This window comes from Microcystis sp. CS-574, assembly GCF_028329095.1.
GTDB classification, from domain to species: Bacteria; Cyanobacteriota; Cyanobacteriia; order Cyanobacteriales; family Microcystaceae; genus Microcystis; species Microcystis ichthyoblabe_A.
On sequence record NZ_JAQMSY010000026.1, the window covers coordinates 1 to 15128 of the forward strand.

Consider the following 15128-nt stretch of genomic DNA (forward strand, 5'->3'; position numbering starts at 1 on the left):
AAAGTTGAAGTACGACGGATGATACCGTGGACTTCATAGCCTTTTTCTAATAATAATTCGCTTAGATAGGAACCATCTTGACCGGTGATGCCGGTAATTAGGGCGCGTTTAGCTTCAGTCATCAGTAATTTACCTAATCGGAAAGAATAAAGACCATATAAAGAGTCTGACTGCTTATAGCACACTTTAGTCACTGGGGACAAGTTTGGCTAGGTTGACAGGGGACAAAAAGATGAATTTATTTTTTATCCAGGCTGCATAGATTCTAAATGGTTCTGACAATTTTCTCGAAATTTTCTGACTTGAAATTCCTTGACTTTGGTTAATTGATAATTATCTTTTCCCATGGCTAGGGAAAATTTTGCTTCGGTGTCATCAAGTAAATTTTTGGAGATAGCTTTCCACTGTTCTTCTGTTTGCCAATGGACAACGATAATTAATTGTTCCTCGATGGCGGGATTAATCCAAATTTCTTTACCTAAAAAACCCGCTTGTTTTGCTAAAAACTTTGTCCAAATTTCTTGATCTTTTTGGATAAATTTTTCTCGCGCTTCGGGTTTAACTTGAAATTCTAACCACTCAATGACCATAGTAATTATCTCCTATTTTTTGGTTTTGATCAAGAATTCTTCTGTGAGTTTCATAAAAGCTTTAGAACCACTAGAAGAGGGCATGGCTGCCACCACAGGCACGAACATATCCACAGCTTTAGCTACATTAACATCCATAGGAATCGCATTAGCAAAAATTTGATGGGCTTGAAAATCCTGTTGTACCCGGCGCATGACTTGATTATAGTAGCGACTGAGTAAACCACCACCGGAAAGAATAAAAACTATACCGAGTAAACCGGGGTTAATCGGTTCGGTTTCTTGATGACTAGCTTTCAGTTTAACTATTCTTCTTTCTAATAGCTGAATGCCAACAATTGATAAAGGTTCGGGACGGGCGGGTAGTAAATAAAAATGACTGCTACATAGACCACTACGAGTTAAAAGATTATAGCCCGGAGCGCAGTCCATGATAATATAATCGTAACGGTCTTGAATAGGGTCAATGATTTTTTGAATTAAGACTCTTTCTAGGTTATTCCAAGCATGATCAAAGCCTAAATCTTCCTGTAAAATTGCTTGATGGTGCAGGGTTTCTGAGACGACATATTCATCATAAAGCTCGATGTCTCCTGGCAGTAGATCTAAGCCTTGAATTTCACAGACTGAAGGGACAATAATATCATCAATAGTTAATTTATTGTAGGGATTGGGTTTGATAATTGCTTCTAATAAATAGCTTAAAGTGCGTTTTTTGCGACGCAGTTGAGCAAATTCATGGGGGGACATTAAACTAAGAGTCGCACTGATTTGAGCATCTAAATCGAGGACAAGGACTCGTTTTTGCTGAAATTTAGCTAAACAGGTGGCAAGATTGACGGTAAGGGTAGTTTTTCCTACTCCTCCTTTCATATTAACGGTGCTGATGACAGTGGCCATTATGGGAATTCCTTTCTAGTTAACCGATGGAATATCTCGACGTAAAACTTGCCCATTGGGAGCCATAATCAGAGGAGGTAAACTGGTAATATCGATCGCTTCTTGGGTTTTCATGTCGTAGGTAGTGTAAACTGTCTCCTGTTGATGGGGATTAATATCGACAATTGTTAGGGTTTTTCTGGGTGCTTGTTCACTCTTCAATAACCGTCGCGGTCCACTGCCTAAAGCTCCTGCGTGTAATAATTGTAACTGCCCCCGTTTACCCGGATAGTAAGCGTGAGCATGGCCACTAATATAAGTATGCACCTGATGAGCCTCTAAAAACGCTCTTAATTGCTCGGCATCGGCTAAATAATCCCCCGGTCGATTTCTGCCCACGGCAATACCGTAGAGGGGTAAATGACCGATTACTAGCCGCATTTTAGCATTTTTAGCGTCGCTACTACTCAAGTTTTTTGCCGCCCAATTTAGTTGTTTCCGAGAGATTAAATGAGTGGAGGCATCCCAAACTAGATAGAATATACCATTTTGAGTGAAAGTATAATAAAAAGGAAAGCCAGTTTTATCGATAAAATTTAAACTTGTATTATGTTGGGGGTTTTGCCAATAATCTTGGGCTAGTTTTCTCTCCTTAGCATAGATAAATTTTCCTGCGGATAAAGCTCCAGAAGCGTCATGATTACCGATGGTAAAACCAAAGGGTATTTTAGCAGCTCGCAGGGGCGCGGCGATATGGTGATCAAAGGCCGACCACATAGCGTTAATTGCTGCCTCTGTCAAGCTGCTTTTTTGTCCTGCCACCATGTCGCCACCACAGAGAACCAGATCGGGTTTATGATTGATAATTAAAGGGATAGCTCGATCGATTTCGGGATCGTAAGTAGTGGAACCGTATTGACTATTAAGGTCACTAATCACGATTATCTTGACTTTTTTCGCCTTTTGTGCTTGTTTAACAGCCGACTCAGGGGGATTTTTGGAAGTAACAGGCTGTAAAATCTGATGAGCGCAAGCTGCCAAGCTAAAACCGCCTAAACTGCCACTAATAAGCAAAAATTTACGGCGTTGCATAGAATATCAATCTCGTCTTTAATTGAGGTCATGTCAGTTAGTGTAGCAATTTTTGTCCCTTCGATCGCTTTTTTGTTGATTATCCCAATTAACTATCAGGAGATAACTTGACAATTCTCTTAACTTCTTTTGCGCCTTGGTTATGCCATCATCGGAGTAATTCCTCCGATGATTTGTTAGTATCTATTCAAGATAATTGTCCAAAAAATCTTTTATTTTTGCGTCAACTTCCCGTTAATACTCATCGAGCCAGTGAACGAGTTATCAAAGCTATTCAAGACAAAAAAAACGATTTAGTTATTTGTTGTGGCATGGCGGAAAGTCGTTATCGTTTAAGTTTAGAATCTCAGGCTAGGAGTAGTACAAAAAAGTTATTGACACCAGTTCCCTTGCCAGATTTAATTAAAAACCTTAACTATAGTTATATCAGCGATAATGCCGGTCAGTTTGTCTGCGAAGAATTATATTTTCAAGTCTTAAAATATCATCCGAGAGCCTTATTCATTCATGTGCCGCTTTTAACTGATAAAAATTTTGCTATTATTCAAAGGGATTTTCAGAAAATTATCACCCTTAGCCGTTAGCTCATATAATTCGAGAGTAAGTTTCAAGGGAAAAAGGAAAAAGGATATACTGGTATTTTGCCATAATTGCCCTCCTCGACTTGAGAGCGCACCTGAGTCTAATAAATCTCATTGCCACGTCGAGCAAATTCTTCTTTGCTGTAGAGGGGTGATCCTACTATCATTGGCTTGAACCAGTTGCAACTTTTGCCCCTCTATTTTAACCTAAACATTGGGAATCTTCGCTAACATTCCTCAACGACGCGATTAGTTAATTGTCGATTGGCTAAAGCTCGATCGCCTAGGTAGGGTAGGGGACTAGAAACATTGAGAAAGCTAGTTTTAATAATCGGTTCTAAAGTGATATTTTTCTGACGGGTTAATTAGTGTAATAAATTATGATATTCTTGATAAATACTATCAATTTCTTGCCAAACTCCCCAGAGCAAAAGTATTAATAAAATTAGATAATTACTGTATAACTTTAGGGTTGGGGTTAGACAAATTTCTCGCAATTGATAGGCAGTTATCAAAGAATTATCAAAGTCTTCGGCTAAAATATAGAGGTTAACTAACTGTTCTAAAAGACTCAGATCATTTTGTCTTAATTGCAGACAAAGTTTAATAATTTCTACTCCAAAAGTGGGACTTTGTTGCTCGTTGGTGACTCGTGCCGCTATCTGAAAAGCTTGCGGGATCAAACTATCAGCTAATTCCTCTAGATAGGGTAAACTTGCTTGAGCTAAATCTAAAGTTAATTCGTGGGGATATAAAAGAATTTTGAGAACTACATTTAAAAGCAATTCTCGATTAGGATTATATCTGAGATTGTCTTGAATAGGATAATTAAGTAGTTCTTCTGGATCGAATATTTCTAAATCTAAAGCTAAGTCGAATAAAGCTAATAAATTATTAATTGACTTGGGAACAATTTCCTGTAGATGATAGCGAAAATATTCTACAGCTGCCAGATCACCTTTTCTTTGTTGTCGTCGCGCTTCTGTATCTAAAACTGCTTCTAATTCTGCTTGCTATTGCTTGACTTTTTCTGGATTACCTCCTCTTAAAACATTTTGCCACATTACCTGCGCTTCTGCTTCTAAATTTTGCAAAAGATAGGCAACTCCCAAGTACCAATAGTCAGAAATATTTTCGGGATTGTTATCGATTAGTTCCTCGTAGATTGCCGCAACTTGAGGATAATCTTCGGCAATTAAAGCTTGATAAGCGTCAGGATGCCACATAAATCAGTTATCAGTTTTTTGAGATAATATTTTCAGAAAATCTTGATGTTCTTGACTGGCTAAACCTTGCTGTAAAACAGTCAAAACCTGTCCCAAGTTACCCGCTAATAAAGCATTAACATCTAACCAAAGACCGGGGAAAACCTGCGAGTAAATTATCTCTTGACTATCGGGTTCAAGTTTAATATATTCTCCAGCATTTAATCGGAACCAATCTAATTGACGTTCATAAACTCGCCAAACAAGATATTCTTGCACTTGATTACGACGATAAACTCGCCATTTATTGTGGAGATCATAGGAAGCAGTAGAAGCGGCGATTTCTACGATTAATTCCGGCGCACCTTCGATATAATCATCGTCACTAATAGTTGATTGTCCAGCAATTTTAATTCTTAGTAAAGCATCCGGTTGTACCTCATTATCTGCGTCCAGACGCACTGTAGTATTATCCGCAGACATTACCCCAATTGTGGCGGCTTTATAGACCCCTAACCAAGTTAAAATATCAGAATGAGGTTCTCCATGACTCTGCACTCGTACAGGAGAAGACATATAAACTATCCCTTCAATTAATTCGGCTTTTTTTACTTCAGAAAAGTTCTGATAACGACGCTCAAATTCCTGGCGACTTAGTTGATCACCATTTTCTAAAGGAGGGGTTTTAGGGAGAGAATAAATAGGTTCAGAAGTGATCATTTTATTTGCCCCGAACAACAGTAGATTTATCCTCCCCTAGTCCAGTGAAAAGGTGACAGTTAGGGGGGATAAAGCTCAAAAATAATTGACTGATAAGTAGGGAGGCACAATTATTTGTAGGATGGGTTAGCGGTAGCGTAAACTATGCAGGCGTTGGGTTTCATGCTTCAACCTAACCTACGTTCTGGAAACTGTCAACTTAAAACTTACATCTGATAACTGATAACTGATAACTGAAATTAAACCACTTTAGCGATGGCTGCTTCCAGCTTATCCATCGCCTCATCTACTTCTGTTTCCGAGACAATTAAAGGCGGTACAAAACGGAGAACTTTCGGACCTGCGGGAGCAATTAATAAACCCTCTGCCAAGGCTGCATTAACAATAGTAGATGAAACCAACTCACTTTCTGAATTAATTTCCAGACCATTAATTAAACCCCAACCGCGCACATCGACAAATAGATGGGGATATTGAGAAGCAATCACGCGTAAACGGCTGCGTAACTGTTCCCCTCGCTGCTGGACATTTTCGAGAAGATGATCCCGTTCAATGGTTTGTAATACTGTTAAAGCTGAGGCACAAGCGAAAGGATTACCTCCAAAGGTACTCGCATGACTACCCGGTTCAAAGACATCACAGAATTTTCTGCACATCATCGCACCGATGGGAATACCACCCGCTAAACCCTTAGCAGAAGTGAAAATATCCGGTTCCACTCCTAAATTCTCATAACCCCAGAGTTTACCGGTTCTTCCGACTCCCACCTGTACCTCATCAAAGACAAGCAAAATGTTATTTTCGTCGCAAATTTGCCGTAAACGTTGGAAATATTCGATATCCCCCGGACGAACTCCCCCTTCACCCTGCAGCGGTTCCAACATAATCGCAGCCACCCGACGATTACCCTCATCGAGATCAGCGATCGCATTTTCCACCGCTTCGATATCATTATAGGGAATATAGGCAAACCCCGGCATCAGGGGTTCAAAGTCTTTTTGGTACTTCGGTTGACCGGTTGCGGTGATGGTAGCTAAAGTCCGACCGTGAAAACTAGCGTGAGCGGTTAAAATAACCGGCTGTTCGAGGAAATCTAGCACCGTATGGGCATATTTTCGTACTAATTTAATCGCCGCTTCGTTCGCTTCCGCACCAGAATTACAGAAAAAGACTTTATCAGCGCAGGAATGATCGACAATCCATTTAGCTAGTTCTCCTTGTTCGGGAATATAGTATAAATTCGAGACATGATGGAGTTTTTGGATTTGCTGACTAACCACTTCAATTAAAGCAGGGTGCGCGTGACCGAGGGTACAGGTGGCAATTCCCGCGACAAAATCAAGGTATTGTTTCCCGGAAGTATCCCAGAGGAGACAGCCTAACCCTTTGGCGATCGCAATGGGAAAACGACCATAAGTATTCATCACATAGCTGTTAAAACTATCTGGATCGAAGGGTTGATTCGGGTTTAAATTGGGAGTGGGATCAACTAGGGTTGGTTCTAAAAGGGTTTTTGGACTCACTGGGGAACTCCTGCGCGATTAGACATAGGGGAGATTATAATCAAATCCGTCTGAGAAGGACGGGTTATTTAGATTAAAAACTGATTTCATTGTAAGTTACTAGACAGTGTTAGGGGTGAATTTTGCTTGTCTATCAGTGAAGATAAATATCGTCGTCTGCGTCAGGAATTAATCGGGGGAATTTTTGCCCTGGTCGTGGTGTTTTTGCTGGGTACGTTTTGGTATCATCTGATCGAGGGTTGGAGTTGGCTAGATTCGGCCTATATGACGATTAGTACCCTCGCTACCGTCGGTTTTGGCGAAATTAATCCCCTAGGTGAACGGGGACGACTATTCACGATGGTTTTGATTATCATGGGAGTAGTCAGCATCGGTTATATTGTTAATCGCTTGACCGAAGCTTTAATTCAAGGCTATTTTCAAGAGGGACTCAAACAGAGACAGGAGAAACGCTTGATCGATCGACTATCGGAACATTATATCATCTGTGGTTTGGGTCGCACAGGCAGACAGGTAGCGATCGAATTTTACGCAGAAAATATTCCTTTTGTAGTTATTGATACAGACCCCCTACAGGTAAATCGGGCCAAAGAATTAAATTATATTGTTGTTCAAGGAGATGCCACCTTAGATAAATCTTTACAAATGGCAGGAATTGAACGCGCTATTTGTATTGTGGCCGCTTTAACTTCCGATGCGGAGAATTTATATACAGTTTTGTCTGCTAAAACTCTTAATCCGAAAATTCGTGCTATTGCTAGGGCCAGTACCGAGGAAGCAGTACAAAAATTACAACGGGCCGGGGCCGATGCGGTAGTATCTCCCTATATTACCGGCGGCAGAAGATTAGCAGCCGCAGCCCTACGACCGCAGGTGATGGATTTTGTCGATGGTATTTTAACTGGAACCGATCGATCGTTTTATATGGAGGAATTTTTAATCGATCCGAGGACTTGTCCCTGTGTGGGTTTAAGTCTTAGTCAAGCACATTTAAGATCTCGATCGGGGGCCTTAGTTTTGGCAATACGTCGCGCTGATGGTACGCTAATCGGGGGACCGACCGGCGATACGGAATTAATGGCCGGGGATCTGTTAATTTGTATGGGAACGGCCGAACAATTACGCAGTTTAACTCAGATTTTAATCCCTATGCGATCGGATGGTTTACGTTTACCGAAACATTAGTTAAAGAATCGATAAAAAATCGGCTGGTACCATTGCGGGAACAGGGGAAGCGGCAAAATCTCTTAGGTTTCGCGTTATGATTATTTCTAGCTTTTCTGATTCAGCAACGGCACTGGTAACGGCATCTTCAAAATCTTTCATCTGACTTGCCAATGCTTGCCTAATTATTGCATCTGTCACCCTAGCAACTTGCAAATTCTCTAGAAGACTTATCACCAATTTTCTTGAGCTTTCCCTTCCGTTTTGTTTAGACAAAATATAATAAATATTAGTGACGGCATGACCAGAAATATATCCTTGAGTTTTACCTGTCTTAACTGTATTGAATGCTTGTACAGATGCTGGAAAATGTGGTTCACGCTTACCCAAAACATCTAGCAATACATCACTGTCGAATAAGACTCGTTTCACCGATACTTCTCCACTAAATAATCAATATACGATTCTTTTGGGTCTTCTGATCCTAAATCAACAACCCCCACTAAGTTTCTTGTCCAAGGATCAAGATCGCTTAAGTCATCTGTTAGGGAATGAGAGGTAGTTTCTGAGGATACATTCTGACGAAAAACACGCCCATATTCTAATGCTTTCTCAAAAACCTCCTGATCAGAAATTGATCCAGAAAGATTATCTAACCAGTTTTCAGACGAAGATTTTTCAGTTTCTAAATCGACAACCCCCACTAAGTTTCTTGTCCAAGGATCAAGATCGCTTAAATCATCTGTTAGGGAATGAGAAGTAGTTTCTGAGGATACATTCTTAGGATTAAATCGCTCTTGAATTCTGAAAATTATTAAACTACTATAAGCTCTCAATTGGGTGACTAAATCGGATGTTTCAGTATCTTGTAAATATTCGGTTATAGTACGATTAGAAACCGATAGAGCATTTTTAGCTCCCTGGTAAATTTGCTCTAGTTCTGAATCGGCAAACATATCAATAAACACATCTATCGTTTCCGAGAGAAGGAGTGAACCTTCCACCACTCTGATTAAATCGGCTTTTTCCTCACCAGTCTTTCCCTCATTGATCTGAGCAAGGCCGATAAATAATTGATTATAGGCAGTAATTTGATTAGTAAATTGGTCTATATATTGGATTAATTCCAGTGCCGAAACCTCATTCTTATATTGTTCCCATACCTGAAACCATAATTCATCAATTTGACAAAATATATCGGCTCTTGCTTGATAAGTTTTAGAGTTATCTTTAACTTGCTCAACTAAAATCTTAGTTTCTTGTAGTAAATTATCCAGTATTATCCGATCAGAATCGGTGACAATTTGATCGAGTTTATCTGTAATATCTTGCAGATTTTCTAACAAAAATTGTCCTAAATTTTCCCGTTCGACTGAAGTTTGCAGACTATTCATCATATTTACCTCTCCTAAAACGGCTCTTCTAGGTTCTGTGTGATAAGTTTAACTTACATCGGATCGATCAATCTTTGTGTCCTTTGTGTCTTTGTGGTTCGTTCCACCCCCTCGCTAGGAGGAATGTATCTTAGAATATACTTTACCCACCAAATCCAAGAGAGCCTGAATACTGACTTGGAAACTACTGGCTCCTTAATCCTCAATCTATCAGCCTTGCAGCTTACTTAGATAATTTGTACTATAGAGTTCTGGCATAATTAATTTTTGAGAGTTCAAAAATGAGTCAAAATCCCAATTCTTCCTCGCGATCACTGCAGCCGCTGCCGGTTCCCTCCATCCCGATACCTCCCTCGGAGTTAATCAAAGGAACCACACCAGAGATAAATCAAGAAATGACGGAAAAGGTGGCGACGCAGGCCAAAAAAGTGCCTAATATGCCACAAAATGGTCAAATATCGCCACCACGTTCTCCCCAAAGTCGCGCTTCCAATCAACCCACCTTAGAGTATTTGGTTCGGATTGCCTTTGAGCGGGGTTATTCGGACGTTCACCTCGGGGTTGGAGAACAACCCCGGATGCGGGATCGTGGCGAAATGATTATTCTCGACTATCCTGAAATTGACATCAACACTTTTTATAGTTGGTTACGCGAAATCCTCGGTGAAGAAGAAATCCTTCGCTTTAAAAAAGACCTAGAATTTGACGGTGCGACTCAGTACCAATTCGCTAGAGCGCGGATTAATATCTTTGAAAGTCTGCGCGGTCCGGGGATGGTTTTGCGTCTGATTCCCATGAAAATCCCCACGATGGAACAATTGGGCCTACCGATAGTGTTTCGGGATGTGTGCGATGTGCAGAAGGGATTGATTTTAATCACCGGTCCGACGGGTTCAGGGAAATCCACCACCCTAGCAGCCATGATCGATTACATCAATGAAGAACACGCCAAACATATTATCACCATCGAAGACCCGCTCGAATTTGTCCATAAAAGTCGTCGCAGTTTGATCAAACAACGGGAAGTGGGAATACACACCCATGAGTTCGATAATGCCCTAAAAGCCTGTTTGCGGGAAGACCCAGATATTATTCTGGTGGGGGAGATGCGGGACAAAGCCACCGTTAATACTGCCCTGAAAGCTGCCCAAACCGGTCACTTAGTCCTGGGAACCCTGCACACCAACAGCGCTGTAAAAACCCTTGACCGGATTTTAACTCTTTATAGCGCCGAGGAACGGGAATCGACGCGGGTGGCGATCGCAGAATCCCTAGTTTGTATTATTTCCCAGGGTTTATGTCGCACCACCGATGGTAAACGGACGGCTTTTCACGATATTCTCGTCAACACAGAAACCGTCAAAGATTACATTTGCAGCGGCAAAAATGACGAAATTATCGAATTAATGAGAGACGGCGAATACCACGGCATGATTACCACTAATCAATCTCTGTTTAACCTCTATCAAGAGGGACGGATTAGCGATGAGGTCGCCCTGGAAATGTCCCCGGTTCCCAATGAAATGGCCATGATGCTGCGGGGTAGAATCTAGAAAAACCCTGAAGGAAATCCTTCAGGGATCAAGAGTTTAGTAGGCTAGAAAAATAGAAGCTCCTACTTATTCTCTAGGGGAACCCCTCAAGTGATCACTTCCACGATTGTGTTGCCCGATATTTTTAAAGGCATCGCCCTGTTTACCCCCGGGGGCGATCTAATTTACTGTATCGATCCTGATAAACAAACTCATTGGCATCTGAATCTCTGCGCTGCTCTCCAGTCCGCTTTAGGGTTGCCAGAACCCCCCCATTTTTTAGTTCCTAGTTTTACTGCTACCATCGATCGCTGGCGAGATCCCTACAGTCACCGTATTCATACTAGAGCCGAAGTCTATCCCCTTGTCCGTCGCTATCAGCCTTTATTAAATGCTATTTTCGCCACGGACGATCGAGCTTGGTTTACTGTACCCTGGCAGGAACAATCCTCTAATCCCACTATCTTAGAAACCTATCGTCAGCAGTTTCCCCAACTTTGGCAATCCCACGATCTGATTCTCCGTTATCAGGAGCGCCACCCAACCACTTCAGGGATTAATGCTGACTCTGACTATAGTAATCCTAGTCCCAAGGGTTATGTTTTGCGGTTATTTGTCTCCGGCAATAATGCCAATACTAAACACACCCTAGAATCGATCCATCAGCTTCTAGAGCGAGAATTACACCATCCCTATACCCTGAAAGTGATCGATATCTCTAAGCATCCAGAACAAGCGGAATCTAATCATGTCTCTGCTATTCCCACTTTAGTCCGGGTTTGGCCGCAACCGGTGAAACGCATCATCGGCGAATTTGAGGATTTACCGCGAGTATTACAGATTATCGCCACCGCTTAGGGTTTAAAGACTTCTGACTCGATTCCTCGCCACCATTCGCCCAATTTCATTAAGTCTTGCTGAATATCATCCAATTCTTGGATATATTCCTGTTGGGAAAGACTAGCGCGACGTTCTTGCAGTTTTTTGAGACGCAATTGCACCAACAGCCAAGGCTTAGAAATACCGTTAGTTTCTTCAATATAGCGAGCAATATCCTGACTATCCATAGTTTTTACTGTTATTATCCTATATTTTGTCAAATTAACCCAAGACTCCTTTTTTTAGTTGCAGAAGATTATGTTTGATTTTAGCCACTATTACCCCTACACCGAATTAGTTTCTTTCCTGAAAAACCTAGCTTCATCCTATCCTAATTTAATTAGCCTCACCTCGATCGGTAAAAGCTATGAAAATCGAGATATCTGGTTAACTACCCTAACAAATCAAGCCACAGGCCATTATTTAGAAAAACCTGCCTATTGGATCGATGCTAACACCCATGCGGGGGAAGTAACAGGCTCTGCCGTCGCTCTCTACACTATCGCTCATCTTTTGCGCCAATACGGTCATAATTCCCAAATTACCAGACTTCTTGACCATTACACTGTCTATATTTTGCCGCGATTAGCCGTGGATGGAGCGGAAAAATATCTCACCACTCCCTATATGTTACGATCGAGTATTCGCCCCTATCCCCACACGGATGAGAAACCGGGGCTATATCCTGAAGATATTAACGGCGATGGTTTAATCTTACAAATGCGCCAAAAAGACACCTGTGGCGCTTGGAAAATTTCTGACCAAGATCCTCGCATTATGGAGCGTCGCGAACCGGAGGAATTTGAGGGAACTTTTTACACTTTGCTCACCGAAGGTTTAATCCGCGATTACGATGGCTATAATTTTACCACTGCCCCCACCCTAGAAGGCCTGGATTTTAACCGCAATTATCCTGTTTATTGGGTTCCTGAAGGGGAACAAAAGGGGGCCGGAGATTTTCCCTTTTCGGAGCCAGAAACCCGTGCGGAAGCCGAATTTTGGGCAAATAACACCAATATTAATGGCTTCGTTACCTATCATACCTATTCAGCAGTCATGTTGCGTCCCTATAGCACCCATCCCGATGAATATTTCCCCGTGGAAGACTTAGAAATGTATAAATATATTGCCGATAAGGGAAAAGCAATGACTGGTTATGAATGCGTTTCTGTCTATCACGATTTTCGTTATCATCCCAAAGAAGTGACTAACGGTGCCATGGATGATTACGGCTACGATCATTTTGGTTGGTATGGTTTTACGGTGGAGTTATGGGATGCACCCACCCAAGCAGGGGTGAAAAAAGATGATTATATTCAATGGTTTCGCTGGCATCCTTTTGAAGATGAATTGAAATTACAGCATTGGAATGATGAGAATTTAGCGGGAAAGGGCTTTATTAATTGGCAAAGTTTTGATCATCCCCAATTGGGAGAGGTGGAAATTGGCGGTTGGGACTTTAAAAATGTCTGGCAAAATGCCCCAGAAAAGTATTTACCGGATTTATGTGAGAAACAATGTCAGTTTACTATTGCCCATGCTTTAATGTCACCTCTTTTAGCTATCTCTCGTCTTGATCTTAAGTCGGAGGGCAATGGTATTTATCATCTGGTTTTACAGTTAGAAAATCAGGGATTTTTACCCACTTATACCAGTAAAAAGGCACTGGAAAGAAAGATCGTTCGTCCTATTCAAGTCAAGTTAAATTTGGCCGATGAGGTGAGTTTAATAGTGGGAAAATTAGAGCAGGAAATCGGTCACTTAGAAGGGCGATCAAATAAAGTATATAGTAGTCTCGCTCACGGTTTAGATTATCGCTGTACGGTGGAATGGGTAATTAAGGGAGTTTCTGGTCAAGAAATCGAGGTTATCGCTATAGCTGAAAGAGCAGGAAAAGTTAGACAAAAAGTAATTTTATAGAGCTATTTGGTTCGATAAAATTGTTAAATAAGTCTCGTTAGATTCCGTGGGTAAAACTCGTAGTTTTTGGCTGCGAAGATCTGGTTCTAATCCCAAAGCTTCTAAAGGAATTACTCCTAATAAATTGTTTTGACCTCCGGGTAATTCCAAACATTCAAAAGTCCCTTCTCGTCCCGCAATAATCAAGGTAGCATCGCGAAAAATTCTCGCTTTTCCTATCCCTTTAGCCGTAGCCACATCTACTTCTTTTAAAAGCTGTAAACCCAAGCTGGAGATTACTTCCGGCACCAGACAAAGAGTGGTTGCTCCCGTATCCACCAAGACATTTTCTAGGGTAAGAGAGCGAATTTGATCGGGAGAGATTACAGCCGCTGCTGCTAAAATTTGATCGGCGCGATTGATAACTGTAATGCTGGTGTAGATTTTGCCCATATCTTCTGTAATAATTGCTGGATCAACCATAATACTACCCTCAATTCTACCCCTAAATTATACCAGAATAACTGCCAAAAAAACTGTCTAGTAATTTTAATTATTAATCCAGCCATCCGGCACAATTGCACCGCAGAAGTTAACTCCCATCAGATTAGCACTCATTAACTCGGCACCAGTTAGATTGGCATTACTTAAATCAGCACTGGTGAGATTTGCTCTAGCAAAGAAAACATCGATTAAATCCGCTTCCCTAAGATTAACTCCTGAAAGATTAGCCTTTCTTAAGTCAGCATGATTCATTCTTGCCGCTTGAAAATTAGCTTGACTAAGATTAGCTCGATACGATCATTTTCTCAACATTTTTTATAGGCGGCAAACATTAATTTTTGCATTCTCTCCGCCTCTAGATGATTTTCTAGGCTATTAACCACCCAAGGAATTATCTTCCTCGTTGTTGACAGCATTATTAACGGCGGTAAACCTAGGATTAACTGCTGGTTCTAATGATGATAATTGGGTGTCATAGGCGGCAGCAATATCACTATATAATTTACTGATTTGCTCAATAATAACCATGGCTACTCCCGCATAAACTTCAGGATGATTTAGGGTTTTAACTAATTTATAAACAGAAAAAGTTAATTGTTCCTTACTGGTTTTAATTTGCAGCAACTCCTCCAACAAGTCGGCTCTCCTAGGTTTGGTGGGTAAAATGTATTCTAAGATACATTTCTCAAGAGCGAGGGGGTGGAACGAACCACAAAGACACAAAGGACACAAAGATCGATCGATCATATTGTAAGTTAAACTGATCACACAGAACCTAGAAGAGCCACAAGTCTTCCATCGCCACACCGTCTAATACTAAATCCGTTGAGGATAGGTAACATATCAGGATAGGCAATAGGCAAAAGGCAAAAGGCAAAAGGGGGGATAGATAATCAGTTTTTAATAACTGGATTTAGTCTAAAATATTAGGGTAATGATTCGGTAGTAGTGGCGTAGCTCTCTTGCTTACCTGGTATGAATTGTGTAAAATATTTATGAATAAAAATAATTGGAACCCGATCAGTCTTTAAACCTCTAGCTTGATCATGACTTTTCTGATAAATATCTTTTTCTGGCTTCTGTCTGGCTTACTGAAATATCAGTCTAGCACCGAACAAAATCCCCCCTTCACCTCTATTCCCCTGTCCTAATTGTGGTTCTCATTA

Annotated in this window: 18 protein-coding genes and 2 pseudogenes; 6 read left to right on the top strand and 14 right to left on the bottom strand. The window is 41.1% G+C overall.

The genetic code is table 11. From position 1 onward, the window contains the following. The 4 genes from PN470_RS02030 to PN470_RS02045 all read right to left on the bottom strand — a co-directional run. On the bottom strand, positions 1-122 hold a 122-nt coding region (locus PN470_RS02030; RefSeq protein ID WP_271935526.1), incomplete at its 3' end, for a GDP-mannose 4,6-dehydratase. A 123-nt stretch (positions 123-245) separates the two neighbouring features. Continuing rightward, on the bottom strand, positions 246-590 hold the full coding sequence (locus PN470_RS02035; RefSeq protein ID WP_103112502.1) for a TIGR03792 family protein: 345 nt from the start codon (positions 588-590) through the stop codon (positions 246-248). Between the two features lie 12 nt (positions 591-602). Next, positions 603-1490 (bottom strand): ParA family protein, encoded by an 888-nt coding sequence (locus PN470_RS02040; RefSeq protein ID WP_002773921.1) that lies wholly within the window; start codon positions 1488-1490, stop codon positions 603-605. 15 nt (positions 1491-1505) lie between these two features. After that, positions 1506-2561: a metallophosphoesterase family protein gene (locus PN470_RS02045; RefSeq protein ID WP_069475215.1), complete on the bottom strand. Its 1056-nt coding sequence runs from the start codon at positions 2559-2561 to the stop codon at positions 1506-1508. A gap of 107 nt (positions 2562-2668) precedes the next feature. Between PN470_RS02045 and PN470_RS02050 the strand changes: the two genes are divergently transcribed. Continuing rightward, a complete protein-coding gene (locus PN470_RS02050) occupies positions 2669-3145 on the top strand; it encodes a pyroglutamyl-peptidase I family protein (RefSeq protein ID WP_271935513.1) in 477 nt (158 codons plus the stop codon). A gap of 362 nt (positions 3146-3507) precedes the next feature. Here PN470_RS02050 and PN470_RS02055 read toward each other — a convergent pair whose 3' ends face one another. From PN470_RS02055 to PN470_RS02070, 4 genes are all read right to left on the bottom strand, one after another. Next, complete coding sequence (locus PN470_RS02055) at positions 3508-3927, bottom strand: hypothetical protein (protein WP_271935515.1); 420 nt, start codon at positions 3925-3927, stop codon at positions 3508-3510. Between the two features lie 228 nt (positions 3928-4155). Continuing rightward, positions 4156-4368, bottom strand: coding sequence for a hypothetical protein (locus tag PN470_RS02060; protein WP_002751022.1), 213 nt, complete (start codon positions 4366-4368; stop codon positions 4156-4158). A gap of 3 nt (positions 4369-4371) precedes the next feature. Then, a complete protein-coding gene (locus tag PN470_RS02065) occupies positions 4372-5067 on the bottom strand; it encodes a Uma2 family endonuclease (protein WP_271935517.1) in 696 nt (231 codons plus the stop codon). 239 nt (positions 5068-5306) lie between these two features. Then, positions 5307-6590: an aspartate aminotransferase family protein gene (locus PN470_RS02070; RefSeq protein WP_272103510.1), complete on the bottom strand. Its 1284-nt coding sequence runs from the start codon at positions 6588-6590 to the stop codon at positions 5307-5309. A 126-nt stretch (positions 6591-6716) separates the two neighbouring features. Between PN470_RS02070 and PN470_RS02075 the strand changes: the two genes are divergently transcribed. Beyond that, entirely contained in the window at positions 6717-7775 is a 1059-nt protein-coding gene (locus tag PN470_RS02075) for a potassium channel family protein (protein WP_193979016.1), read from the top strand. Here PN470_RS02075 and PN470_RS02080 read toward each other — a convergent pair whose 3' ends face one another. After that, on the bottom strand, positions 7776-8186 hold the full coding sequence (locus PN470_RS02080) for a PIN domain-containing protein (RefSeq protein WP_103112496.1): 411 nt from the start codon (positions 8184-8186) through the stop codon (positions 7776-7778). Then, entirely contained in the window at positions 8183-9148 is a 966-nt protein-coding gene (locus PN470_RS02085) for a hypothetical protein (protein WP_238406037.1), read from the bottom strand. Before PN470_RS02085 ends, PN470_RS02080 begins: the two co-directional genes overlap by 4 nt. Before the next feature lie 281 nt (positions 9149-9429). On the opposite strand from PN470_RS02085, the gene PN470_RS02090 reads away from it, so the two are divergent. Next, positions 9430-10701, top strand: a complete 1272-nt coding sequence (locus tag PN470_RS02090; protein ID WP_272103513.1) for a type IV pilus twitching motility protein PilT — start codon at positions 9430-9432, stop codon at positions 10699-10701. Between the two features lie 90 nt (positions 10702-10791). Further along, entirely contained in the window at positions 10792-11538 is a 747-nt protein-coding gene (locus PN470_RS02095; protein ID WP_123231316.1) for a circadian clock KaiB family protein, read from the top strand. Here PN470_RS02095 and PN470_RS02100 read toward each other — a convergent pair. Next, positions 11535-11747 (bottom strand): hypothetical protein, encoded by a 213-nt coding sequence (locus PN470_RS02100; protein ID WP_002751038.1) that lies wholly within the window; start codon positions 11745-11747, stop codon positions 11535-11537. The two genes, PN470_RS02095 and PN470_RS02100, sit on opposite strands and share 4 nt — an antisense overlap. 70 nt (positions 11748-11817) lie before the next feature. Between PN470_RS02100 and PN470_RS02105 the strand changes: the two genes are divergently transcribed. After that, positions 11818-13479, top strand: a complete 1662-nt coding sequence (locus PN470_RS02105) for a M14 family metallopeptidase (RefSeq protein ID WP_271935523.1) — start codon at positions 11818-11820, stop codon at positions 13477-13479. Here the strand turns inward: PN470_RS02105 and PN470_RS02110 are convergent. The 3 genes and pseudogenes from PN470_RS02110 to PN470_RS02120 all read right to left on the bottom strand — a co-directional run bounded on the left by PN470_RS02110 (position 13474) and on the right by PN470_RS02120 (position 14709). Then, complete coding sequence (locus PN470_RS02110) at positions 13474-13941, bottom strand: aspartyl protease family protein (RefSeq protein ID WP_042790339.1); 468 nt, start codon at positions 13939-13941, stop codon at positions 13474-13476. The genes PN470_RS02105 and PN470_RS02110 overlap by 6 nt on opposite strands. Positions 13942-14007: 66 nt before the next feature. Continuing rightward, positions 14008-14253: pseudogene (locus PN470_RS02115) on the bottom strand (pentapeptide repeat-containing protein); the annotation flags it as partial. An 84-nt stretch (positions 14254-14337) separates the two neighbouring features. Further along, positions 14338-14709, bottom strand: coding sequence for a hypothetical protein (locus PN470_RS02120; RefSeq protein ID WP_271935524.1), 372 nt, complete (start codon positions 14707-14709; stop codon positions 14338-14340). A 299-nt stretch (positions 14710-15008) separates the two neighbouring features. On the opposite strand from PN470_RS02120, the pseudogene PN470_RS02125 reads away from it, so the two are divergent. After that, positions 15009-15128 (top strand): annotated as a pseudogene (locus tag PN470_RS02125) (ISNCY family transposase); the annotation flags it as partial.

Bases quoted from the DNA above. Each gene is read 5' to 3' on its own strand.
- PN470_RS02045 (WP_069475215.1), bottom strand. From the start codon at position 2,561: ATGCAACGCCGTAAATTTTTGCTTATTAGTGGCAGTTTAGGCGGTTTT.
- PN470_RS02110 (WP_042790339.1), bottom strand. From the start codon at position 13,941: ATGGTTGATCCAGCAATTATTACAGAAGATATGGGCAAAATCTACACC.
- PN470_RS02105 (WP_271935523.1), top strand. From the start codon at position 11,818: ATGTTTGATTTTAGCCACTATTACCCCTACACCGAATTAGTTTCTTTC.
- PN470_RS02090 (WP_272103513.1), top strand. From the start codon at position 9,430: ATGAGTCAAAATCCCAATTCTTCCTCGCGATCACTGCAGCCGCTGCCG.
- PN470_RS02120 (WP_271935524.1), bottom strand. From the start codon at position 14,709: ATGATCGATCGATCTTTGTGTCCTTTGTGTCTTTGTGGTTCGTTCCAC.
- PN470_RS02100 (WP_002751038.1), bottom strand. From the start codon at position 11,747: ATGGATAGTCAGGATATTGCTCGCTATATTGAAGAAACTAACGGTATT.
- PN470_RS02035 (WP_103112502.1), bottom strand. From the start codon at position 590: ATGGTCATTGAGTGGTTAGAATTTCAAGTTAAACCCGAAGCGCGAGAA.
- PN470_RS02065 (WP_271935517.1), bottom strand. From the start codon at position 5,067: ATGATCACTTCTGAACCTATTTATTCTCTCCCTAAAACCCCTCCTTTA.
- PN470_RS02040 (WP_002773921.1), bottom strand. From the start codon at position 1,490: ATGGCCACTGTCATCAGCACCGTTAATATGAAAGGAGGAGTAGGAAAA.
- PN470_RS02060 (WP_002751022.1), bottom strand. From the start codon at position 4,368: ATGTGGCATCCTGACGCTTATCAAGCTTTAATTGCCGAAGATTATCCT.
- PN470_RS02085 (WP_238406037.1), bottom strand. From the start codon at position 9,148: ATGAATAGTCTGCAAACTTCAGTCGAACGGGAAAATTTAGGACAATTT.